This is a genomic window from Metapseudomonas cellulosilytica (genome assembly GCF_049334135.1).
Taxonomy (GTDB): Bacteria; Pseudomonadota; Gammaproteobacteria; order Pseudomonadales; family Pseudomonadaceae; genus Metapseudomonas.
Window position 1 is genome coordinate 58,443 of record NZ_JBHZGN010000018.1, and the last position, 21,035, is coordinate 79,477.

Below are 21,035 nucleotides of genomic sequence, written 5' to 3' on the forward strand. Positions count from 1 at the left end.
TCACTCCCAGGAGAGCCCCATGAACCTGCCCTTGCCACTGGAACCCCGGCGCTTCGCCGTGAAGGGCGCCGGCGTGGAACTCGCCGCCTACCGCTGGGGCAATGCCTGCGGGCCAACCCTGCTGCTGGTGCACGGCTACCCCGACAACCATGAGGTCTGGCTGCCGCTGGTGCGTGAGTTGGCCGCCGACTACCAGGTCATCGCCTACGACGTGCGGGGTGCCGGCGCCTCGGATATCCCGCGCCGGACCCGCGACTACCGGCTGGAGAAGCTGGCCCGGGACCTGGAAGCGGTGATCAGGGCAGCCAGCCCCGAGGGCCCGGTGCACCTGGTGGCCCACGACTGGGGCTCGATCCAGTCCTGGGAAGCGGTGACCGAGCCTCGTATCCAACCGCTGCTGGCCTCCTACACCACGGTGTCCGGCCCCTGCCTGGACCACGTCGGCCACTGGCTGCGCGAGCGCCTGAAGGAGAAACGCCTCCGCGCCGTCGGGCAGGTGCTCGGCCAGCTGGTCAGCTCCTGGTACGTCGCTTTCTTCCATACCCCGTGGTTGCCGGAACTGCTCTGGCGCGCAGGGTTGGCCCGCGCCTGGCCAGGCCTGCTGCGGCGTCTGGAAGGGGTGCGGGCGACGCGCGGCAATCCCACGCAGGAAGCCGATGGCCGGCATGGTGTGAAGCTCTATCGCGCCAACTTCATCAGCAGCCTGTTGCGCCCGCGCCCGCGATCGACCCGGGTACCGGTGCAATTGATCGTCGCCACCCGTGACCGCTTCGTGCGCCCGCAGCTGTTCCAGCAACTCGACCGCTGGGCGCCGCGCCTATGGCGCCGGGAAGTGGCCGCCGGGCACTGGCAATTGCTGGCCGAGCCGCAACGCCTGGCCGGCTGGATCAGGGAGTTCGTCGGGCAGATCGAAGGCGGCGAGGCAAAGGACGGAGGCTGTCTGAGGAAAGTGGGCGCTTTTATGTAGGGGCGAATTCATTCGCCAAGCAGGCCGCAGGTCTGCCCAACAATCTCAACCCTCGATCTGCTCATCCAGCAGCGGCAAGCCCGCCGCCCGCTCCAGCAGGTCGTTGGGCAGGCTCTTGCTGGCGCGGGCGCCGAGGAGCTTGAGGTTCTCCACCCGGCCGATCAGGTTGCCACGGCCTTCCACCAGCTTGTTGCGGGCGTTGGCGTAGGCCTTGTCCAACTGCTGCAGGCGGCTGCCCATCTCGTCCAGGTCCTGGACGAAGGCAACGAACTTGTCGTACAGCGCCCCGGCGCGTTCGGCGATCTCGCGGGCGTTCTGGCTTTGCCGTTCCTGGCGCCAGAGGCTGTCGATCACCCGCAGGGTGGCCAGCAGCGTGGTCGGACTGACGATCACGATGTGCTGCTCGAAGGCCTCCTGGAACAGCCCGGGGTCGGCCTGCAGGGCCGTGGCGAAGGCGGCCTCGATGGGCACGAAGAGCAGCACGAAGTCCAGGCTGTGCAGGCCCTCCAGACGCTGGTAGTCCTTCACCGACAGCCCCTTGAGGTGGCTGCGCAGGGACAGGACGTGCTGCTTCAGGGCCTGGCTGCGGGCGGTTTCGTCCTCGGCGGCGATCAGCGCCTGGTAGGCCGTGAGGCTGACCTTGGCGTCCACCACCACCTGCTTGTCCCCCGGCAGCTGGATCAGCACGTCGGGCTGGAAGCGTTCGCCCTCGGCGCTCTTCAGGCTGACCTGGGTCTGGTATTCGCGGCCCTTCTCCAGGCCGGCGTGCTCCAGCACCCGTTCCAGCACCAGCTCGCCCCAGTTGCCCTGGGTCTTCTGCCCTTTCAGCGCGCGGGTGAGGTTGGTGGCTTCATCGCCCAGGCGCTGGTTGAGCTGCTGCAGCCGCTCCAGTTCCTTGCCGAGGGAGAAGCGCTCGCGGGCTTCCTGTTGATAGCTTTCCTCCACCCGTTTCTCGAAGGCCTGGATGCGCTCCTTGAGCGGGTCGAGCAACTGGCCGAGGCGCTGCTGGCTGGTTTCGGCGAAGCGCTGTTCGCGCTCGTCGAAGATCTTCCCGGCCAGCTCGGCGAACTGCGCGCGCAGGTCGTCGCGGGCCGCCTGCAGGTCACCCAGGCGCTGCTCGTGGGCCTCGCGCTGCTCCCGCAATTCGGCTTCCAGGCCCGCGCGCTCGGCATCCAGGCGACGCAGTTCGACGTCCTTGCGTTCGCGTTCCTGGTTCCAGGCAAGCAGTGCTTCGCGAGCGCTCTGGCGCTCGACACCCAGCAGCTCAGCCTCGCGGCGCAGGGCCGCCAGTTCGGCCTGCTGGGCTGCGTTGAGCTGGCCGAGTTCGCGGTTTTCCACACGGCTGTCGTCCAGCTGCACGGCCAGGCCGTCCTGGGCCAGTTGGGCGTGGGTCAGGCGCTCTTCGAGCAGGGTCTGTTCGGTCTCAAGGGCGCTGAGCTTGCGCTGCAGCTGCCAGGCCAGGCCCAAGAGGGGCACGGCGGCGGCGAACAGGCCGATCAACAGGTTGGGGATATCTATGGGCATGAGCGGCTCCGCGCTGGAATGCCGGGAGTATACCCAGCGGCGGGCGCGCGATCAGGGGTGCTGTGGGAGGCTGCTGAGCAGGCGGCTCAGTTCCAGTTGCGCGCGACGATCACCGGCGCGGGCGGCCTGGCGCAGCATGTCCAGGCCGATGCGGCGGTCACGCTGGTTGCCGCAGTCGCGGCAGAGCATCTGCCCCAGGCGACTCTGGGCGGCCACCACGCCTTCCCGCGCGGGCTGCTTGAGCAGCTGGCCGGCGAACCGCTTGACGCTCGGCGCCTGGCCCAGGCGCGGGTTGTCCAGCAACCAGAGGGCGACGCGGGTCGGCAGGGTTTGCGGGCTGGAAGCGGTATCGGCGGGAACGCGGTACTTCATGAAACAGGGGCAGCTGGACGGAAAGGCGCGCAACTCTACTCCTTTTTTTCGGCGGGTAAAGTCTTGCATTTGCCGAAGGTCGCGTTCTAGAGCAAGTGCTCGGGACAATCCACAGAAGCTGTGGATAACTCTGTGAAAAAGGTGCTCGAAATGTCACCGAGCGCTTGTGGATCGTGGCCTCCACTCAAACTGATGATTTTTTCACCAATTATAAAAATCGTTATTTATCATGCACTTACGAATTCATCGCGGAGAATCAAGCGCTTACGGGGCATTCCGGCAGCGGTTTACGAGTCTGCTTCGCGACTGTGCACAACTCGAAACTGTCAATACCCCATTCGCCCCGTTGTGGGGCATCCGGTGCTGAAAACGCTCTGGAACCTGTGTTGCACGGGCGTTCCAGCCGACGACGAATGGCACGAAACACGACCTGGAGCGGACGTCCAGAAGCGGGTACCAAGGTTCATCCGCGCCAACTCCGTGCACAGGTTCTTCGGCTTCTTGCACAGGCCTGTCTCCCGCCTTTGCCGGAAGGTCCTTAGAATGTCTTGCCTTGCCCCAGCCGACCGCGCCCCATGGACAAAGCCCGTATCCACCGCCTGATCCTCGACAAGCTCGCCGCTGACCTGCAGCTGCTGCAGCGCGCGGCGCAAACCGCCTACGAGGCGGCGACCCACGCGGAAAACATCGCCGAGAACAAGTACGACACCCTCGGCCTGGAAGCCTCCTACCTGGCCACCGGCCAGGCCCGCCGTGCAGCCGAGATCAAGCAGGCATTGGGACTGTTCGAGAACCTCAACCTGCGCACCTTCGATCCGGCGCGGGGCATCCAGCTCAGCGCGCTGGTGCTGCTGGGCGCCGAGGACGGCAGCGAGCAACTGCTGTTCCTCGGCCCCGAAGCCGCCGGCCTGAAAGTGGTGGACCAGGGCGAGGAAATCACCGTGATCAGCCCCCGCTCGCCCCTGGGCCAGGCCCTGCTGGGCAAGGCCGAAGGCGCCGAGGTGACCCTGACCATCGGCAATGGCCGTCAGACCTTCGAGGTGCTGGAGGTACACTGAAGCTGCTGCCCCACCGCTTCGGAGGCCCCATGAATCGCCAACGCCGCATCCTGCGCATCAGCTTCAGCCCCCTGGCCCTGACCCTCAGCGTCGCCCTGGGGGTCTGGCTCGGTTTCATCGCCATCGGCGTGACCACCTACGTCGGCTACCAGTTCTACATGGCCAAAGCCCAGGCACCGGTCGCCGAGGTCATCATTCCGTCACCCGCCGCGCCCCAGCCGGCGCCAACCCCGGCCCCCGCGCCCGCCCTGCCGAGCACGGGCGAGGAACGCCTGCAGAAGTACGAGGAGAACTACAACGCCGCCCAGCGCGCGGACAACGAGCGCCAGGAACGGTTGGCGGAACAGCGCCGGCTGGACGAGACCAAGTGCCAGTTCTGGACCGAGCAGTACCGCAACGCCCCTACCGAGAAGGCCAAGCGGAACATGGACCAGGAGTGCCGTTGACCGGTACCCCGTCCGATCGCCACGACCGAGCCGACCAAAGGCAGCCGGCTTCAAGCAGTCGTCACACGGGCCAGACTAGACTCAGGACGTGCGCCCTCCACTTTGGCGCCTGAGGCGGTTCGCAATGGGTCCCGAAATTTTCATAGCCCTGATGATTCTGGGCTGGCTGCTGGCTGCGGTCGCGCTGCTCTGGGCCATGCTCAGGATCTCCCACCATCACCACCACCATCACAGCCGGCCTACACCGCCCCACTCCTCCCGCTCGTTCCGGCGGCAAAAGGCGAAGGACACGCCGGCGACGCCGCACTGACTTTCAAGGCAACAGCCGAAAACGTGCGGCGATTTGCGCCGATCCAACACCGCTGGTGGATAGAAAAGCGCTATCCACGCTACATGGCTACGAACTGGGCAGCTCACCGTAGGATGGGTGGAGCGGAGCGATACCCATGCGGGCAGGGCTGATGGGTATCGCAAGCTCGCGGAACGCCGCCCGACCCATCCTTGAACTATCCACCCTACATGGCTCAGATAATCGCAGGGGCCGCTACGCGTCCCTTGGCGAATGAATTCGCCCCTACAGTAACCGCCTATATGCGGCCATCCTCGCCGATCTAGCGGAAATCACGGCTGCGCACATCCAGCCCGTCGAGCAGCGGCGTGAGGTCATGCAGGCGGCGGGCGATCAGGTGGCGCACGCCCTCCACCGATTCCAGGCGGCCGTCCACCTGCAGCAGCCGCGAACCCACCAGCACGCGGCGCTGGCGTTCGGCGAGATCGTTCCAGACCACCACATTGACCATGCCGTGTTCGTCTTCCAGGGTGACGAAGATCACCCCGCTGGCGGTCTGCGGGCGCTGCCGCCCCACTACCAGGCCGGCGACGCTGACCTGGCGTCCGTGTTCCACCGCCAGCAGCTCCCGTGAACTGCGGCAGCGTCGCTTGCGCAGGTCGCCGCGCAGCAGGGCGATGGGGTGCGGCCCGAGGGTGGTGCCCAGGGTGGCGTAGTCGGTGAGCATGTCTTCACCCACGCTGGGCAGCGGCAGGGCCACCTGCGTTTCGTCCTGCTCCGGCAGGCCGGCGAAGAGCGGCGCCTGCACCTCCACCCCGGCCACGGCCCAACGCGCCCGGTGGCGGTGTCCGGCCAGTTCGCGCAGGGCGCCGGAGTCGGCCAGCAGCTCGCGGGCGCGGGCATCCAGGCGGGCACGCTGGCTGAGGTCGCCGACGCTGGCGAAGGCCGCCGCCTGCCGCGCCGCCTCGATGCGCCGCGCATCCTCCTCACGGAAACCACGCACCATGCGCAGCCCCAGGCGGATGGCCAGCTCGCTGCCCGGCCCCACGGGCTCCAGGGAGCAATCCCAGCCGGAATGCCGCACATCCACCGGGCGCACCTCGATGCCGTGGCGGCGGGCGTCCTGCAGCACCTGGTCAGGGCTGTAGAAGCCCATGGGCCAGCTGTTGATCAGGGCGCAGGCATAGATGGCCGGCTCGTGGCATTTCAGCCAGCAACTGGCGTAGGTGAGCAGGGCGAAGCTGGCCGCGTGGGATTCGGGAAAGCCGTAGCTGCCGAAACCCTTGATCTGCTCGAAGATCTGCTCGATGAAGGCCTGTTCGTAACCCTTGGCGCGCATCCGCTCGGTCAGCCGCTGGCGATGGTGCTCCAGGCCGCCATGACGTTTCCAGGCGGCCATGGAGCGGCGCAATTCGTCGGCCTCGCCGGGGCTGTATTCGGCGGCCACTATCGCCAGCTGCATCACCTGTTCCTGGAACAAGGGCACGCCCAGGGTGCGCTCGAAGACGGGGACCAGCTCCGCGGAGGGGTATTCGACCTTCTCCAGGCCATTTCGCCGGCGCAAGTAGGGATGAACCATGTTGCCCTGGATCGGCCCCGGCCGAACGATGGCGACCTGGATCACCAGGTCGTAGAAGGTCCTGGGTTTCAGGCGCGGCAGCATGGACATCTGCGCCCGCGACTCGATCTGGAACACACCGATGGTGTCGGCGCGGCCGATCATCTCGTAGGTGGCCGGGTCTTCGGCGGGAATCTGCGCCAGCGTCAGCGCCTGGCCACGATGGACCTCGATCAGCTTCAGGCAGCGACGCAGCGCGCTGAGCATGCCGAGGGCCAGTACATCCACCTTGAGCAGCCCCATCAGGTCGAGGTCGTCCTTGTCCCACTGGATCACGGTGCGCTCGGCCATGCTGGCGTTCTCCACCGGCACCAGGCTGTCCAGCGGCGCTTCGGAAATCACGAAGCCGCCGGGGTGCTGCGACAGGTGGCGGGGAAAGCCGATCAGCTCGCTGGTCAGCGCCAGCACCCGGCGCAGCACCGGGCTGTCCGGGTCGAAGCCGACCTCGCGCAGGCGCTCCGCCGCCGGGGCCTGGTCGCTCCAGCCGCCGCAGCAGTCGGCCAGGGCATTGACCTGGTCCGGCGGCAGGCCGAGGGCCTTGGCCACATCGCGCACCGCGCCGGCGCCGTGATAGGTGCTGACCACCGCGGTGAGCGCCGCCCTTCCCCGCCCGTAGCGGCGGAACACGTACTGGATGACCTCCTCGCGGCGCTCGTGCTCGAAGTCCACGTCGATGTCCGGCGGCTCGTTGCGCTCCTTCGACATGAAGCGCTCGAACAGCAGACTCACCCGCCCATCCGGCCCCAGCTCGGTAATCCCCAGGGCGAAGCACACCACCGAGTTGGCCGCCGAACCCCGGCCCTGGCAGAGGATGTGCTGGCTGCGAGCGAAGTTGACGATGTCGTACACCGTGAGGAAGTAACTTTCGTAGCCCAGCTCGGCGATCAGCGCGAGTTCCTGCTCCACCTGATCCCGCGCCTTCTTCGGCACGCCATCGGGCCAACGCCACTTGAGACCCTGTTCGGTCAGCCCACGCAACCAACTGGTGGCACTGTGGCCTTCCGGGACCAGCTCATGGGGGTACTGGTAGCGCAGCTGGCCCAGGTCGAAGCCGCAGCGGCGGGCGATGCGCACCGACTCGGCGAGCAGCTCCGCCGGGTAGAGGCCGGCCAGCACCTCGCGACGACGCAGGTGGCGCTCGCCATTGGGGAAGAGTCGGTGCCCGGCTTCGGCCAGGGTGCAGTGGTGACGCACGGCGGTCATGCAGTCCTGCAGGGCGCGGCGGCCACGGGCATGCATATGCACATCGCCGCTGGCCACCGCCGGGATATCGAGGCGTTCGGCCAGGGCCAGCAGGCGTGCCAGGCGGCCGGCGTCGTCCGGGCCCCGGTGCAGCTCCACCGCCAGCCACAGGCGCCCGGGGAAGCACTGGCGCAGCCAGGCGGCTTCGCGATCATCGTCATCAAAGTCGGGCACCCAGAGCGCCAGCAGGCCGTCCGCCGGTTCCGACAGGTCGTCACGCAGCAGGCGGTACTGGCCCTTCTCCGCCCGCCGTCGGGCCTGGGTGATGAGACGACAGAGGCGTTGGTAGCCGGCCAGGTTTTCCACCAGCAACACCAGCTTGGGTCCGCCTTCGACGCGCATCTCGCTGCCGATCACCAGGGGCAGCCCGGTCGTCTTCGCGGCCTGCCAGGCGCGGACGATGCCGGCCAGGGTGCATTCATCGGTGATCGCCAGGGCCGCGTAGCCATGCAGCGCGGCGCGCTGGAACAGTTCGAGCGCGCTGGAGGCCCCACGCTGGAAACTGAAGTTGGACAGGCAGTGCAGCTCGGCATAGGCGCTCATGCGAACCAGCCGTGCAGCAGCAGCGGCCCCTCCCCGCCCACCGTGCGAAAAGCCCAGCCGCGCTGGCCGCCGCGGGTTTCCACCAGGTAGTAGTCACGGCGCACATCACCGCCATCCCACCAGCCGGACTCGATGCGCTCGGGGCCGGCGAGGATGCGCAGGGTGGTTTCGCGCAGGGGCAGCGGTTCGCGCAACAGCCAGCCGGGACGCGGTGGCGCGGAGGGGAGCGGCACCGGCGGGCGGTCGGCATCCAGCTGCCAGGCCGCTTCGGGGCGGTGGTCGGCGCGGGCGGCAAGGCTGTGCACCGCCTCGTCCCCCAGGCGCGCGCGCAAGCGTTCGCGCAGCTGTTCCCAGGGCAGGGATTGCTGCGGGCGTTCGTCGAACAGCTCGCGACGCTCCGGCACGAAGGCCGGCAGGTCCCGCGCCTGCAGGCGGAAGGCGCGCACCGGCGCCGGCACCTGCAACTGCTCCAGGCGCCCGCGTGCCAGTTCGAAGAGCATGGCCGCTTCGCGCTCGGCGCTGAGCAGGCCCACCGGTACCTGGGTATCGCCGAGGTCGCGGTGTTCCAGGAACAGGGTGAAGCGCTGCACGCCACTGTCACGGCTGGCGAGGAAGGCGGCCAGGTCGGCGGTGAGACGGCGCAGGGGGAAGAGCAGCGCCTGGTGGGACTCCACCTCGAAGTTCAGCTCGATGCGCAGGTCGAACTCGTCCGGCGGCCGGTAGCACTCCAGGGCCAGGGGCCGTTCGCCGAGCAGGGTGTCGAAGTGTTGCAGCACCTCGGCCGGAAAGCGCCGGGCCAGCGTCTCCCGTGGCAGCGCCAGCACCTGTTCCAGGTGACGCAGGCCCATGCGGGCAAAGGCGGTGGCGGTTTCGCGCGCCAGGCCAGCGCGGTCCACCGGCATGCGCCCGAGGGCCTGGCGCAACTCGTCCTGGTGCGTCACTGCCAGGCCGTCGTAGGCATTGGCCAACATCCGTGCCGCCGCCGGGTTGGGGGCGGCGACGATGCGATGACGGAAGCCCAGTGCCGCCAGTTCCTGGCGCAGCCGCGCCTCGAAACGCGGCCAGGGGCCGAACAGGGCGAAGCTGGATTCCACCTCCAGCAGCAGGCAGCGCGGGTATCGCAGGCTGACCTGGGAACTGAAGCCATAGGCCCAGGCCGCGAGCAGTCGTTCCCAGCGTTCGACCTGTGCCGGGTCGTACTCCACCAGTGCGAAGTCGCGGGTCAGGGCATGGGCGGCGGTCAGTGACTGGCCGGGGCGCAGCCCCAGGGCCCTGGCCGCCGGGTTGAGGGCGCGCAGCACACGGCGCTGCGCCGTGCCGGCCACCAGCGCCAGGGGCGCCTCGGGGTCGGGGTGGCCGCGCAGCACGCCATCCAACGCCAGTTGCGGTAGCAGTATGCAGGCCCAGCGCATGGCGGCTTCACCGGACCAGGGCGATGGGATTGGCCGGTGGCAGGCCACCCCGGCACTTGAGCACCCGCAACTGCGCCGGCAGCCCGTCGACGGCGATGCGCAGGGCCGCTGGCGAGGGATTGAAGGCGGCATCCAGGGGGCGATAGGCGAAGGCCAGGGTCTGGCCGGTTTCCGCGGCCACCTGCAAACGGCGCAAGGCGCGGTCGTCGGCCTGCTGCGGCCAGCAGAGCACCGCGCCGCAACTGCCGGAACGCAGGCATTGCTCGGCGGCCCAGAGCGCGTCACGGCCGCTGGCTTCCACCAGCGCCAGCCAGCGCAGATCGACGCCGGCGGCCTGCCAGGCCTGGGGATAGGGAATATGGGGCGGCGCCACCAGCACCACGCGCTCGGCGCTGGCGGTCAGCCGCGCCAGGGTGGGCCAGAGCAGGCGCAACTCGCCGAGCCCCGTAGCCGGGACAAGGATTTCGCTGAGGGCGGCTTCAGGCCAGCCACCGCCGGGAAGGACCCTGTCCAGGGCGACGAGGCCGGTGGGCTGGTCGCTGCCGGCCGGCTGCGCGCCGGGCTGGCCCTTCCACACCCGCCGTTCGTTGAGCAGGGTGTCGAGGGCAACGACAGCGCCCATCAGCGCTGCCCGGAAGAGAAAAACGGCAGCCCCGGGAAAGGGCTGCCGAAAGGGCCAGGAACAATCACCAAGGCCATCAGGGGAAATCCTACGAATACTGTATTTATATACAGTAAATCGCGCTACCTGCTCCGCGTCAATCCGGGAAGACGGAAGGCAGTCCCGGCAAGCGCCATCAACTGAAGCTCAGGCTGCGTTCCGACTCATCCAGGCGTTCCAGCAGCACGGCCCGCGTCGCATCACGTAAGCGGATCGACTCCGGCCAGCCCGGCCCCTCCGCCCGCAGCGGCGCGCACACACTGACATGGATCGCCCCACGCAGCGGGAACCACTGGCCGTCGCGCAGCACCGTGCGGGTGCCGCGGATCGCCACCGGCAACAAGGGAACCGCGGTATTGGCGGCCAGCACGAAGGCGCCCATGTGGAAGGCCCGCAAGCCCGGCTCACGGGTGAAGGTGCCCTCCGGGAAGAACAGCAACGACTGGCCAGCGCGCAACGCCCGCTCCAGGGTCTCGCTGTCGGCCACACTGCGTTGCAGGTCGAAGCGCTCGACGAAAAAGGCCCCGAGCTTGCGCAGGAACAGGCTGGGGATCCACTGGCCCGCCAGTTCACGCTTGGCGACGAAACCGAACCGCGGCGGCAGCGCGGCGCAGAGAATGACCCCATCGAGATAGCTGGCATGGTTGGCGGCCAGCACGCTGGCCCCGTTCCTCGGCAGGTGTTCCAGCCCTTCGACGCTGAACGGCACCCCGGCCAGGCGGATGAACAGCCGCGCCGCCCAATGGACGAAGGCGCGGCACCCGCTCCGGTGCGGCAGGATCGCAACGCCCAGCCAGGTCAGCGGCGTGACCAGCCAGAACAGCAACCAGATATAGACCGCATAGGACAGGGCGCGAAAAGCCTGCCAACCACGGCCGAGATGCCCGCGCATGGCCTGCAGCAGCAGGCGCAACACCTGACGCCACGGCGCGAGGCGCGGCCGCCCGGCTTCGCCGCGCTCGTACAGTTCGCGGCAGGCGGCCCGGCGGATCTTGCCGCTCGAGGTCTTCAGCACGCTATGGGCTGGGACCAGGACGATGTCGTCGGGCGGCACGCCGGCCAGGTCGACGAGGATGCGGTTGACCTCCTGGCGCAGGCGTTGCAGCGCCCCCTCCTCCTGCTCCTGGGCTTCCGCCATCACCACCAGGCGGTCGGTTCCGCTGGCCGCGTCACGGCTGCCGAATACCGCGACACAGCCCTTGCGCAGGCCCGGCAGGTTGCCCACCGCCGTCTCGACATCGTAGGGGTAGATATTGCGCCCGGCGCGGATGATCAGGTCCTTGGCGCGGCCGGTGAGATAGACCTCGCCATCGGCCATGTAGGCGAGGTCGAGGGAGTCCATCCAGCCGTCGCGCAGGACCCGCGCGGTTTCCTCCGGGGCGCGGTAATAGCCCGAAGTGGTCGAGGGCCCGCTGAATTGCAGGTGGCCTTCCCGGCGTTCGGGGAGCTCGACACGGTGGTCGTCGACGATGCGGATCTGGTGTCCCGGCAGGGGGCGCCCGCAGGAGACGAAGCGGAGGGTGGCGCTGTCTTCGGCCGCCGGCGCAAGAGCCTGGCCACGGAGCTGGAAAGCCTCGCGCTGCACCCGGTCGACCAGCGGACCCCGGCCCAGGGGCGGGAAGGATACGCCCAGGGTGCCCTCGGCCAGGCCGAAGACCGGCATCAGCGCGGTGGAAGCCAGGCCATAGCGCGCGAAACGCTCGGCGAAGCGCTGCAAGGTGGCCGGGCTGACCGGCTCGGCGCCGTTGAGGGCCAGGCGCCAGCTGCTCAGGTCGAGGCCTTCAAGATCGCTGTCGGCGAGCTTGTTCAGGCACAGCTCGTAGGCGAAGTTGGGCGCCGCCGACAGCGTGCCGTGGAAGCGGTCGATGGCCCACAGCCAGCGCGCCGGCCTGGACAGGAAGGCCAGGGGCGACATCAGCACCAGGTTGAATCCGTAGTACAGGCTGCCCAGCCAGGCGCCGATCAGCCCCATGTCGTGGTACATGGGCAGCCAACTGACGAACAGGTCGCCCGGCCCCACCTGCAGCGCCGTCCCCATGGCACGCAGGTTGGCCAGCAGGTTGGCGTGGCTCACCATCACCCCCTTGGGCTGGCCGGTGCTGCCCGAGGTGTACTGCAGGAAGGCGATATCGTCCGGCTGCCGCACGGGCGCTGCGTATTCGCGCCCTTCGCCGCCCAGCTCGGCAACACTGGCGATGCGCGCCAGGCTCGGTACCAGGGGGCGGAGCAGCTGGGCCAGCAGCCTCGCCTCGGTGACGGTGATCAGCACCCTGGCCTCGGCGTTGCGCAGGATGCCGGCCTGGCGCTGCAGGTGGTCCTCGATCTGCGACAGGCGCAGCGGCGGGTAGATGGGCACCGGTATGCCGCCCGCGAGCAGGATGCCGAAAAAGCCCAGGAGAAAGTCACGCCCGGTGGGCAGCATCAGCGCCACCGCCTGCCCGGCGAGCAGGCCACCACGCTGCAGGCCAGCCGCGACGGCCAGGGCGCCCTGCTGCAAGGCGTCGTAGCTGATGTCTTCCGGCTGCTCGTCATCCCCCAGCAGGCGCACGTGGGTTTTCCCGGGGTGCCGCCGCACATGCCAGTCCAGCACCTCGATCAGGGTTGGTGCGGCATCCGGCGTCTGGTGTTCGCCCGTCGCGGGCTCGCCGGAATGGTTGGTATGGCGCGGAAGACGCGACTGGGTAGCCTGGCGGTGCTGCAGCACATGCAGCACGTCTTCAGGGGTGCTTGCCGAGGCGAACAGCTCCTGCGGCAAACGAACACCGAACTCGTGCTCGATGCGCGACCAGAGTTCGACCCGGGTCAGGCTGTCCACCCCGAGGTCGCGGTCCAGCACGCTGTGCAAGGTGACCCGCAAACCTTGAGCAGCCTGGGGGCGTAGTTCGGTCACTGTGCGCTGGACGATCTCCAGCAGCTTGTCCGCGTCCCCGTCATGGGCGGGAACATTGCCGGTTTCCGCAGGCGGACGAGACATGGGCGGTCCTCATGACTAAAGGTCTTCGCCACTGTCCAGTATGCGCCCCTGCCGGCCTTTGCGCGGCCATGGGCCCGTGAAGCTTCGTTTCGGCGCGTATCCGGCGCCGGCCCGGGCTCTGCGCCGGTCACCCGGCGCAGAGGGGTTCAGGCGTTATTGGATGAAATGATTACCCCAGCGCTCGGCCTGGCGCACCGACTGCTTGCGCAGGGTGGTGATCCCCTGGGTTTGCTGGGCGGCGGCGATCTCGTCGTCGATGACCTTCGTCGACTGCGACAGCCAGCTGGTGGCGAAGGCCATGGCGTCCCCGTTGATCTCCAGGGCATTCAGATCGATGTTGCCGATGCCGTCGCAACCCTGGTGGTAGCAGGGGTCGAAGGCCTGGCCGGCGGCGCCGCCAAACGTCTGCGCCTGCGCCTCGCTCTTGATGTCCTCGGCCCCGGTGAACAGGCCACCGAAGGGGATGCCCACCTCGAAGAACTGCGCATAGTCGGAGCGGAAATCGATCTGGGTCCCCTCGAAGGGTTCGCCACGCAGGTTGAAGTAGGCCTCGAACAGGCGCTCGATGGCGGCCGAGCCGGGCGGGCCCTGCAGGCCGAAGGAGGAGCCGTCGCCGTCATAGATGAAGTTGGCGAAGTTCGGCGAACCGATCATGTCGAAGTTCAGGTACGCCTTGATCTTCTGCCGCGCCTCATCGCTCAGGCTGTTGACGTAGAAGGTCGAACCCACCAGCCCGGATTCCTCGGCCCCCCACCAGGCGAAACGCACCTTGTTCTGCGGATGCGCCTTGCGCAGCAGCACCGCCATCTCCAGCAGGGCCGCGCTGCCCGAGCCGTTGTCATTGATGCCGGGGCCCTCGAACACCGAGTCCAGGTGGGCGCCGGCCATGACCACGTTGTCCGGGTTGCCGCGCGGGGTCTCGGCCACCAGGTTGAAGGTCTCGGTCTTGTCGCGGATCACGTCCGCCACCATGCGCAGCTGCAGGCCGGCGGTCTGCGACCAGGCCACGCCGTTGTCATAGGTGGCGAAAAGCACCGGGATCCCGCCCTCATAGGTGTCGCCCAGGGTGACGTTCTCCAGGCCCTTGCGCTCCTCGGTGTTGCCCTGGTTGAAGATGATCGCCCCCGCCGCACCGGCTGCCGCGGCGTTCTCCGCCTTCACTTCGAAGGTGCAGCCGCCCCGCTGGATCAGGGCGATGGCGCCGCTGGGGAAGCCGGCGAAGTCTTCCGCCTCGCAGCCGCTGGTCGAGGTATTGCCGGCGCCGAGGGAGAGGTCCACCGCCACCACCGGCGCGCTGACATCACCCGGGTCGGTCTGCGACAGGTAGTTGAAGTCCTCCTCCCAGACATAGCCGGCCGGCTGCGGCGCCAATGCCTGCAAGGTGCCCGGCCCCTTCGGGAAAAAGGCGGTGAAGGGGAACGGCTGCACCTGCACCTGGTAGCCGGCACGCTCCAGGGTCTGTTTCACGTAGTCGATCGAGGCCTGGTAGCCCGCTAGCCCGGCGGCGCGATTGCCGTCGTTGAGGGTGGCGATATCCTGCAACTCTTGCAGGCGGGTCATCACATTGCTCGCCTCGAGGCAGCGCGGCAGGCCCAGCGGCGTGCCGACCAGCACAGGCGACTTGCAGATACCAGGGTTGGGCTTGCCTGGGCTCCAGAATTCGCCGAAGGCATCGCCTTCGGGCGCCGGTGCGGCAAGGGTGGAAGTTGAAGCGGCGAGAACCAGGGAACCAACAACACGTCTGACGTTGTTCTTGCGGGTCATGACTTCAATCCTTTTGAAGTGGTTGTAGGCGGCCTGCCATGGCATTGCGCCACTGTCCTGTACGGCTTCCTCTGGGGCAGGCCTGGAAGAACAGACTGGCGCAGGTCGTTCAGTTCTTCCAATTCCTTGTAAAAAACGTGCAGCTTGTCGCCTTTTCGCGTCAATTCGCCGGAGATGAACAAGGCAACTGGCCATCAGTGCTGCCACCAGCGGAGCCGGCGGCCTCCCGCGCAGGTCCTATGCTGATACCACTCCCCGACTCAGGAGCACGCCATGTGCGGCCGCTACGTCAGCCCCTCCGAACGCGCCATCGAAGCGTACTGGCACATCGGCGCCCGCGACTCGGGGCGCTGGATCCAGCGCTTCAATGTGGCCCCCACCAGCAGCGTGCCGATGTTGCGCCTGGACGACGACGGCCAGCTCGAACTGGTCCCCGCCCGCTGGGGCCTGATCCCGTTCTGGTGGAAGGACATCAAGCCACCGGCCATGTCCTTCTTTGCCCGCAGCGAAGAAGCCGCCAACAAGCCCATGTGGCGCCAGAGCCTGCGCACCCAGCGCTGCCTGATGCCCGCCCAGGGCTGGTACGAGTGGAACCCGCACCAGGAAGTGCGCAACGCCAGCGGTCGCCTGGTCCACCAGCCCTACTACCTCTACAGCCCGCAAGACACGGTACTGGGGATTGCCGGCATGTGGGCCACCTGGACCGGGCCCGATGGGCAGGCAATCACCTCCTGCGCCCTGCTCACCCGGGAAGCCGCCCCCGCCATACAGGCCATCCACGGGCGCATGCCGGTGGTATTGCCGCCAGAGCAGTTCGCGCTGTGGCTGGCCCCCGGAACACCGGCCGAACAGCTGCAGCAGGCCATCGCCCAGGCGCGTGATGACTTCACCGGACACGCGGTTTCCACGCGGGTGAACAGCGTGCAGAACGATGATGAAAGGCTGATAGAGGCGATTGCCTAATCGCCCGAAAAAACGCGACTCGGCAGGGTTTCGGTCGATGCCGGTCGCGAAATCGACTTGATGCTCATCAGCAATGACCTACAGTACAGCGACACAATGAAGTGCCTGGTGCCTGTGGATGCGGTCATCAGGTAAAGCTCAGCCTGATGGAGACCATGGATGGACAGTGAACAGAACCTGGAAAACCCCAGATCTTCGGGGGCTCCATCGGCAGCGGATCGACGGCTTGGGCACAGGCGACGTGATTTGCGGCATCCCCAGGCTATCGTTGTTCAATGCAGCACCCAATGACAGACAGGGAGGTCGGTATGGGACTGGAAGACCGCGATTGGCTCCAGCAGGCACACCCGAAACCAGAAGGCAGGACGCGCAAGCGCCCGGAGCGCACCACGGCGCCTCCCGGCGACGCCCAGGACGGCACTTCGATCGAGCCCATCAACCGCTCGGCCAAGCAACGGCCCCCGTCCCCCTGCATCCAGCCGCCGGCACAGGAACTCCTGGAAGGACGCAACCGCACGTCACCTCCCCCCGTATCCCTGGCCGTACTGCTGGTCCTTTGCCTTTCCGTTGCGGCGGCGGCGCTCTACCTCTACTTCTGAGGGCCTGAGCACAAACGGAGGAGTGGGGACGGCTATCGGGTAGCCCTTTTTCGAGCCCGAATGACTGCGCCAATCCTTCGCATTTCACGACTCGCGCCTTGCCCTTTCAATCCAGCACGAAAAAAGGCGAATACACTTACTCCGCACAGGCAGCGGCTACACGGGGGAGGATTCTCGCCCCAATCCGTCGACGGCCTCCGCTCCCAGGCGCCCTGCCTCGACCGGCTAACCGGCAACATCACGCCGATTCAGCCAAACGCACCTGCCTGGAGCAACAACCATGAAAAACACCTCCCCTGGCAACTCTTCAGCATTCTTTCGTAGCGGCAAGGTCCTGCTTCTTTCCTCCCTGCTGATCGCAACAGGCTGTGCGCAGAACCCCGACATCAGGGCCAGCCGCGACGGTACGTCCGGCATCACGAGCCGAGCCGATACGGAATACGTGAACTGCGTGAAGGGTGGCATCCGGCACGACGCCGCCACCTTCACCCAGGAGGAGAACGGCAAGACCCTCTTCTTCGTGGGCAGCACCGATCCCGCCAAGGCGTCAGGGCTGGTGGAACTCTCCAACGCCCCAGGCCAGAACCATTTCTCCGTCTATCAGCGAAATGCCTGGCAGGACAAGGGAAGGCTGATCAATGCGGCAGTGATGTGTTCCAGGGCATAAGACTTCGGCGCCTGTCGAGCGAGGGACGGTCTTGAGCAAGTGCTTGTCGACGCCCCTGTGAGCCCATCTAGAAAGCAAACGCCCCGCAGAGTTGGGTCTGCGGGGCGTTTTCATGAGTAGCTTCGACATCTGCTTGGCACCTGGCCCGGGCACCCGCTGCTAACATGGCGTGGCAAGTTTTGCCAAAAGGCGGGCCCCCATGAGCACCATGAACATTTCCCTGCCCGACTCCCTGAAAAGCTTTGTCGATGAGCAGGTCAGACAACGAGGCTACGGCACCAGTAGCGAGTATGTGCGCGAGCTGATCCGCAAGGACCAGGACCGCCAGCGCCTGCGTAACCTGCTTCTGGAAGGTGTCGCCTCCACCCCCGCCGCCCCGGCCGATGACAACTACTTCGACGCGCTGCGCAACCGGGTACGGAACGCCAGGGCATGATTGTCTAGCCCGTAATTCCCCGCGCCCTGGCCAATCGGGATATCGAGGACAGTGTCAGCCACCTCCTGGCCGGCCGCAGTAGCAGAAACGCTGGCGCGGTATCCGGCACCTGCTTGTGGACCTGCTACAGCACACTTGTCGAAGATGCAGGCAACAGGTCTCCCGCACACCGGTAGACCCAATCCTGGTGCCAACGCCGGCTCTGCAACCGGCCCAGGACATAGCGCCGGTAGTGATCCGACGACATGGACTGTTTGCGATCGTGGCGCTTGCAGTTGCAGTAGGAACAAGCGGCCACGATGTTCTCCGGCTCATCCCCACCTCCATCACAGCGAGCCACCAGATGCTCGGCCGTGCACTTGAAGCGCCACGCCTGCCTCAGCGACATGTGGTGCTTGTGGGCAAAACCTTCCATTCCTTTCAGCCACATGGCGACTCCGCAGTAGAAGCAACGACCAGACTGGTTGATGTACGCATTGAATCGATGCCGGATAAGCGCGCGGGACATGGTTAGGTCCTTGGCAGCCTCGCCAAACCTCCTCCGTGGGTGTATTGGCAAATTATCCCAACTTCAGATATCCCAAAACCGGATTTACGGTCAGCTGTTTCTGAAGGAGCAGCGGACATGGTGAAAGGCATCTATCGCCCGGAGTACGAAACGCTCACGCAGTTGATCAGGCAAATGCGCGCCAATGCTGGAATGACGCAGAGCCAATGCTCGGAGGCCCTGGGCCGGCCGCAGTCATTCATGAGCGATGTGGAGAATGGTTCACGCAGGCTGGATCTCGTCCAGATACGCGATCTGTGCGCTGTGCTGGGAACTGATCTCCCAACCTTCGTACGCACCTACGAGAGCCTTCTGGCAGGCTCCGAGCAGGACAGGTGATGGCGGGAAGATACGCCTGGGGCTCGGTAGCGTCCCCAAAGCAAAAAGCCCCGCAGACCAAGGTCTGCGGGGCTTTTCTCGATATGGTGGGACGATAAGGATTTGAATCGTACCGGTGGCTGGCTCAGTACGTCGCAGCCCTGCTCAATTCAGGGTTTCCGGCCATCCCCCCGTGCCGATTTTCGACAGTTCGTGCCTGTGATTTCGACACTTCTTCGACACTTCTTTAGGGCTCTGCCTCAAGGCTGAAGGAGAAGCCGCTGGCGCAATTTCACCCTTATTAGAAAAAGGGGACATGAAAAAGGGGACTAGAGTAATCAAATAAATCTGTCCCCTTTTCCTACCCGAAAGCGTGCCTCTTCACCCCTGAAGAGGAGAGGGGTGACTCGCGCCGGCGAGCTCAGAGTGAGCAACTGCCACACGTGCTTGCCCGTGGCCTTCCTGTGATCGACCCAGAAGTGAATGGCACAGGCCAATGCTGGCAGGAGCCCTAACAGGTAACCCCAAAAGTTATCCAAAGACCTGCCCCATGTTGTGATGGCTCAGTGCTTCCAGTGTGGCAAGAGTCGTTGATCGCTCGAGGGAGATATCGCCACCGCAGTCCCGACGTATTGCGCCGCACTGAACGTCGCGGCTGGGCGCTTGCAATCACGCAGCGCTTGATTGGAATTGGCGTTAAGAAAGTGGTCGTTTTTTCTAGCGGGGCGGCAGGGGTTGGCCGAAGTTGAAACACCCCCGCCATTTGTCAGCCTCACATCTACCTGCGTACGCCGGGCGTATGCTGAATGTGTCCCGTAAGAGGACAGAAAAGCCATCGCCAGCCCTTCCCCTTGGGTATATGTAAACGCGGTGGCTTTTCTATTTGGAGGAAGCTATGGGAGCGTCATCGCCAGATACAAGGCGAAGCAACCGGTAGCGGAAACAGTTGCAAGCACAAGGGCATTCACCCGTTTCAGGCTTTTTTCATCGTCTGCATCGCCGGTGTAGCTGACGGCAACAATCAAACCCATGTGCATCAACCAGATGGCGGCGCTGATCCCTGCCAGTACAAATTCCCTTTTCATCCCTGATCCTGTAGCGGTCCATCGCTGCCAGCGTACCCTATCGGATGGTATTCCAGCGGAAGGAGAGAGCCACGATGAGTTCCATTGTTCTTGAGTCTGTGCTGACGTGCCCACATTGTGGCCATGCCCAGCAGGAAACCATGCCCACGGACGCCTGCCAGTTTTTCTACGAGTGCAGCCATTGCAAGGCCCTGCTGCGGCCCAAGCCGGGGGACTGCTGCGTGTTCTGTTCGTTCGGCTCCGTACCCTGCCCGCCTATTCAGCAGCAACGCGGCTGCTGCCAAAGTAAGGCTTAGCATAGGACTCTTCCCGAATGCTGAGACTTCGCCCGAAGGAATTGGCCAAATACAGACGTGATTACGCTGGCGTAGAGCGTGAGACGGGCCACCGGGCGCTCTGCCCCATCGATGGCTGGTACGAGCGGGTAAACGAGGGCGAGCCGTGGGCAACGCGCGGAACGATTACCCCGGCCTGATCGCGCCGCTCGCCGCTGCATGATCCAACCCTGACAAACGGCCTTGAACGATTCCGCCGTGACGGCGATCAAAGTAGGTGAGAGGCAGCGATCAGCGAAGTTCCACTGCTGGAATCATCAGACAACTGTCTGGGGCCCCTGCAACAGCTCACTGACCACTGTCTCTCCGAACCGCGGCGCATCCGAGTGATCGTCGCGGTTCGTCATTTCAGCCCATCCGCGCCAGTTCGCGCTTCACCAGGCTCTGGTACTCCGGCGGATTCAGGGCATCGAGCCGCTCGGCGGCCCACTCAATCCCCGGACACCTGTTACCCGTTTTCGGAAACTCTTTTCCGCGTATTTGGCGAGGGAGTCGCAGATGACCGGAAATGGCCAGGCTGTCACGAGATGTTGGAACGTAGCTGCAGCCCTCGGCAGAGAACTGTCTGCTGGCCTTCCACCTGAACCGAATTCATAACGGATCTATCATTTATATGGGCGGCGAAGACAAGAAGACTGCTTGTTGAGCTAGGACGCGGGTCGCCAGGAACATGTCGAACAGTTCCGAATAGCCATGGCCGCCGGGACCTCCACGGTGTACCGCGGAGGGGGTTGGTTTTGTCTGCCTCGCAACGGGGCGAGGAAGCTGACCATGCGCAAAGAAATGAACTCGCTTCAACTACAACAACTACCGCGCTACCAGGTGATGATGGACTTTCCGCACGTCCAGGGCCGGCGGTGGGTTGTCTTGGAAGAGGACTACTTGGCCGTAGCGCGGCAAAGGGATCGTCTGCTGGACGAGGTCGAGGCGCTGCTGAGAGACGGCGTGCGACTGGATGCGGTGCAGGTGAATTGCTGGGACGTGCGGTTCATAAGTCGGGCAGGCATGGATGACGCCGCCATCAGCATTGAGGTAGTCGGCCACTACGCGGCCCCTCCTGTAGAACGCGTCGTTGGTGAGAACTACAGTGGAGACCTACGTGCAGCTATTGACCAAGCGCGGGCTGCGGATGTGGACCCACCCGAAAGGCCCAAGTTCGAAGGTCATGGCAGGCCCTTGGCCCGGCATTCCTAGCCACTGCGCCAGTGCTTGGCA

Annotated in this window: 19 protein-coding genes; 10 read left to right on the forward strand and 9 right to left on the reverse strand. The window is 65.9% G+C overall.

What is annotated here, in order from left to right; genetic code table 11:
* Positions 1–19: 19 nt before the first annotated feature.
* Positions 20–967 carry an alpha/beta fold hydrolase gene (locus tag ACFW0H_RS21060; RefSeq protein WP_422915805.1) on the forward strand — a complete coding sequence of 316 codons (948 nt, stop codon included), beginning with the start codon at positions 20–22 and terminating at the stop codon, positions 965–967.
* A gap of 45 nt (positions 968–1,012) precedes the next feature.
* Here the strand turns inward: ACFW0H_RS21060 and ACFW0H_RS21065 are convergent, their stop codons facing one another.
* On the reverse strand, positions 1,013–2,491 hold the full coding sequence (locus tag ACFW0H_RS21065) for a DNA recombination protein RmuC (RefSeq protein WP_459077323.1): 1,479 nt from the start codon (positions 2,489–2,491) through the stop codon (positions 1,013–1,015).
* Positions 2,492–2,542: 51 nt separating this feature from the next.
* A complete protein-coding gene (locus tag ACFW0H_RS21070; protein ID WP_422915806.1) occupies positions 2,543–2,896 on the reverse strand; it encodes an SEL1-like repeat protein in 354 nt (117 codons plus the stop codon).
* 542 nt (positions 2,897–3,438) lie between these two features.
* Here ACFW0H_RS21070 and ACFW0H_RS21075 point away from each other — a divergent pair.
* Together ACFW0H_RS21075 and ACFW0H_RS21080 are read left to right on the forward strand one after the other, a co-directional pair.
* Positions 3,439–3,921: a GreA/GreB family elongation factor gene (locus ACFW0H_RS21075; RefSeq protein ID WP_422915807.1), complete on the forward strand. Its 483-nt coding sequence runs from the start codon at positions 3,439–3,441 to the stop codon at positions 3,919–3,921.
* A gap of 29 nt (positions 3,922–3,950) precedes the next feature.
* Positions 3,951–4,367: a hypothetical protein gene (locus tag ACFW0H_RS21080; RefSeq protein WP_422915808.1), complete on the forward strand. Its 417-nt coding sequence runs from the start codon at positions 3,951–3,953 to the stop codon at positions 4,365–4,367.
* A gap of 611 nt (positions 4,368–4,978) precedes the next feature.
* On the opposite strand, the gene ACFW0H_RS21085 is transcribed toward ACFW0H_RS21080, so the two are convergent.
* The 5 genes from ACFW0H_RS21085 to ACFW0H_RS21105 form a co-directional block, all read right to left on the reverse strand.
* The gene (locus ACFW0H_RS21085) at positions 4,979–8,059 is read right to left on the reverse strand and encodes an error-prone DNA polymerase (protein ID WP_422915809.1); all 3,081 of its coding nucleotides are present in this window, start codon (positions 8,057–8,059) and stop codon (positions 4,979–4,981) included.
* Complete coding sequence (locus ACFW0H_RS21090) at positions 8,056–9,471, reverse strand: Y-family DNA polymerase (protein WP_422915810.1); 1,416 nt, start codon at positions 9,469–9,471, stop codon at positions 8,056–8,058. Before ACFW0H_RS21090 ends, ACFW0H_RS21085 begins: the two co-directional genes overlap by 4 nt.
* Before the next feature lie 7 nt (positions 9,472–9,478).
* The gene (gene imuA, locus ACFW0H_RS21095; RefSeq protein ID WP_422915811.1) at positions 9,479–10,093 is read right to left on the reverse strand and encodes a translesion DNA synthesis-associated protein ImuA; all 615 of its coding nucleotides are present in this window, start codon (positions 10,091–10,093) and stop codon (positions 9,479–9,481) included.
* Positions 10,094–10,268: 175 nt separating this feature from the next.
* Positions 10,269–13,106, reverse strand: coding sequence for an AMP-binding protein (locus ACFW0H_RS21100; protein WP_422915812.1), 2,838 nt, complete (start codon positions 13,104–13,106; stop codon positions 10,269–10,271).
* Between the two features lie 153 nt (positions 13,107–13,259).
* Positions 13,260–14,870: a M28 family metallopeptidase gene (locus ACFW0H_RS21105; protein WP_422915813.1), complete on the reverse strand. Its 1,611-nt coding sequence runs from the start codon at positions 14,868–14,870 to the stop codon at positions 13,260–13,262.
* 273 nt (positions 14,871–15,143) lie between these two features.
* Here ACFW0H_RS21105 and ACFW0H_RS21110 point away from each other — a divergent pair, with 273 nt between their 5' ends.
* The 4 genes from ACFW0H_RS21110 to ACFW0H_RS21125 all read left to right on the forward strand — a co-directional run bounded on the left by ACFW0H_RS21110 (position 15,144) and on the right by ACFW0H_RS21125 (position 17,535).
* Entirely contained in the window at positions 15,144–15,833 is a 690-nt protein-coding gene (locus tag ACFW0H_RS21110) for an SOS response-associated peptidase (protein ID WP_422915814.1), read from the forward strand.
* Positions 15,834–16,141: 308 nt separating this feature from the next.
* Positions 16,142–16,432 carry a hypothetical protein gene (locus ACFW0H_RS21115; protein ID WP_422915815.1) on the forward strand — a complete coding sequence of 97 codons (291 nt, stop codon included), beginning with the start codon at positions 16,142–16,144 and terminating at the stop codon, positions 16,430–16,432.
* Between the two features lie 280 nt (positions 16,433–16,712).
* A complete protein-coding gene (locus ACFW0H_RS21120) occupies positions 16,713–17,099 on the forward strand; it encodes a hypothetical protein (protein WP_422915816.1) in 387 nt (128 codons plus the stop codon).
* A 199-nt stretch (positions 17,100–17,298) separates the two neighbouring features.
* Positions 17,299–17,535: a type II toxin-antitoxin system ParD family antitoxin gene (locus ACFW0H_RS21125; protein ID WP_422915817.1), complete on the forward strand. Its 237-nt coding sequence runs from the start codon at positions 17,299–17,301 to the stop codon at positions 17,533–17,535.
* Between the two features lie 124 nt (positions 17,536–17,659).
* On the opposite strand, the gene ACFW0H_RS21130 is transcribed toward ACFW0H_RS21125, so the two are convergent.
* Positions 17,660–18,043 carry an HNH endonuclease gene (locus ACFW0H_RS21130; RefSeq protein ID WP_422915818.1) on the reverse strand — a complete coding sequence of 128 codons (384 nt, stop codon included), beginning with the start codon at positions 18,041–18,043 and terminating at the stop codon, positions 17,660–17,662.
* A 117-nt stretch (positions 18,044–18,160) separates the two neighbouring features.
* On the opposite strand from ACFW0H_RS21130, the gene ACFW0H_RS21135 reads away from it, so the two are divergent.
* The gene (locus tag ACFW0H_RS21135; RefSeq protein WP_377695294.1) at positions 18,161–18,421 is read left to right on the forward strand and encodes a helix-turn-helix domain-containing protein; all 261 of its coding nucleotides are present in this window, start codon (positions 18,161–18,163) and stop codon (positions 18,419–18,421) included.
* A gap of 872 nt (positions 18,422–19,293) precedes the next feature.
* Here the strand turns inward: ACFW0H_RS21135 and ACFW0H_RS21140 are convergent.
* Positions 19,294–19,485, reverse strand: coding sequence for a hypothetical protein (locus ACFW0H_RS21140; protein ID WP_422915819.1), 192 nt, complete (start codon positions 19,483–19,485; stop codon positions 19,294–19,296).
* A gap of 74 nt (positions 19,486–19,559) precedes the next feature.
* Between ACFW0H_RS21140 and ACFW0H_RS21145 the strand changes: the two genes are divergently transcribed.
* Positions 19,560–19,781, forward strand: coding sequence for a GDCCVxC domain-containing (seleno)protein (locus ACFW0H_RS21145; protein ID WP_422915820.1), 222 nt, complete (start codon positions 19,560–19,562; stop codon positions 19,779–19,781).
* A gap of 810 nt (positions 19,782–20,591) precedes the next feature.
* Complete coding sequence (locus tag ACFW0H_RS21150; protein WP_422915821.1) at positions 20,592–21,014, forward strand: hypothetical protein; 423 nt, start codon at positions 20,592–20,594, stop codon at positions 21,012–21,014.
* Positions 21,015–21,035 lie beyond the last annotated feature (21 nt).

What these genes read in the sequence shown, in the direction of transcription:
- ACFW0H_RS21150 (WP_422915821.1), top strand. Translation starts at nt 20,592, where the DNA reads ATGCGCAAAGAAATGAACTCGCTTCAACTACAACAACTACCGCGCTAC.
- ACFW0H_RS21110 (WP_422915814.1), top strand. Translation starts at nt 15,144, where the DNA reads ATGTGCGGCCGCTACGTCAGCCCCTCCGAACGCGCCATCGAAGCGTAC.
- ACFW0H_RS21090 (WP_422915810.1), bottom strand. Translation starts at nt 9,471, where the DNA reads ATGCGCTGGGCCTGCATACTGCTACCGCAACTGGCGTTGGATGGCGTG.
- ACFW0H_RS21130 (WP_422915818.1), bottom strand. Translation starts at nt 18,043, where the DNA reads ATGTCCCGCGCGCTTATCCGGCATCGATTCAATGCGTACATCAACCAG.
- ACFW0H_RS21145 (WP_422915820.1), top strand. Translation starts at nt 19,560, where the DNA reads ATGAGTTCCATTGTTCTTGAGTCTGTGCTGACGTGCCCACATTGTGGC.
- ACFW0H_RS21085 (WP_422915809.1), bottom strand. Translation starts at nt 8,059, where the DNA reads ATGAGCGCCTATGCCGAGCTGCACTGCCTGTCCAACTTCAGTTTCCAG.
- imuA (WP_422915811.1), bottom strand. Translation starts at nt 10,093, where the DNA reads ATGGGCGCTGTCGTTGCCCTCGACACCCTGCTCAACGAACGGCGGGTG.
- ACFW0H_RS21140 (WP_422915819.1), bottom strand. Translation starts at nt 19,485, where the DNA reads ATGAAAAGGGAATTTGTACTGGCAGGGATCAGCGCCGCCATCTGGTTG.
- ACFW0H_RS21115 (WP_422915815.1), top strand. Translation starts at nt 16,142, where the DNA reads ATGGGACTGGAAGACCGCGATTGGCTCCAGCAGGCACACCCGAAACCA.
- ACFW0H_RS21065 (WP_459077323.1), bottom strand. Translation starts at nt 2,491, where the DNA reads ATGCCCATAGATATCCCCAACCTGTTGATCGGCCTGTTCGCCGCCGCC.
- ACFW0H_RS21120 (WP_422915816.1), top strand. Translation starts at nt 16,713, where the DNA reads ATGAAAAACACCTCCCCTGGCAACTCTTCAGCATTCTTTCGTAGCGGC.
- ACFW0H_RS21075 (WP_422915807.1), top strand. Translation starts at nt 3,439, where the DNA reads ATGGACAAAGCCCGTATCCACCGCCTGATCCTCGACAAGCTCGCCGCT.
- ACFW0H_RS21100 (WP_422915812.1), bottom strand. Translation starts at nt 13,106, where the DNA reads ATGTCTCGTCCGCCTGCGGAAACCGGCAATGTTCCCGCCCATGACGGG.
- ACFW0H_RS21080 (WP_422915808.1), top strand. Translation starts at nt 3,951, where the DNA reads ATGAATCGCCAACGCCGCATCCTGCGCATCAGCTTCAGCCCCCTGGCC.
- ACFW0H_RS21125 (WP_422915817.1), top strand. Translation starts at nt 17,299, where the DNA reads ATGAGCACCATGAACATTTCCCTGCCCGACTCCCTGAAAAGCTTTGTC.
- ACFW0H_RS21105 (WP_422915813.1), bottom strand. Translation starts at nt 14,870, where the DNA reads ATGACCCGCAAGAACAACGTCAGACGTGTTGTTGGTTCCCTGGTTCTC.
- ACFW0H_RS21135 (WP_377695294.1), top strand. Translation starts at nt 18,161, where the DNA reads ATGGTGAAAGGCATCTATCGCCCGGAGTACGAAACGCTCACGCAGTTG.
- ACFW0H_RS21060 (WP_422915805.1), top strand. Translation starts at nt 20, where the DNA reads ATGAACCTGCCCTTGCCACTGGAACCCCGGCGCTTCGCCGTGAAGGGC.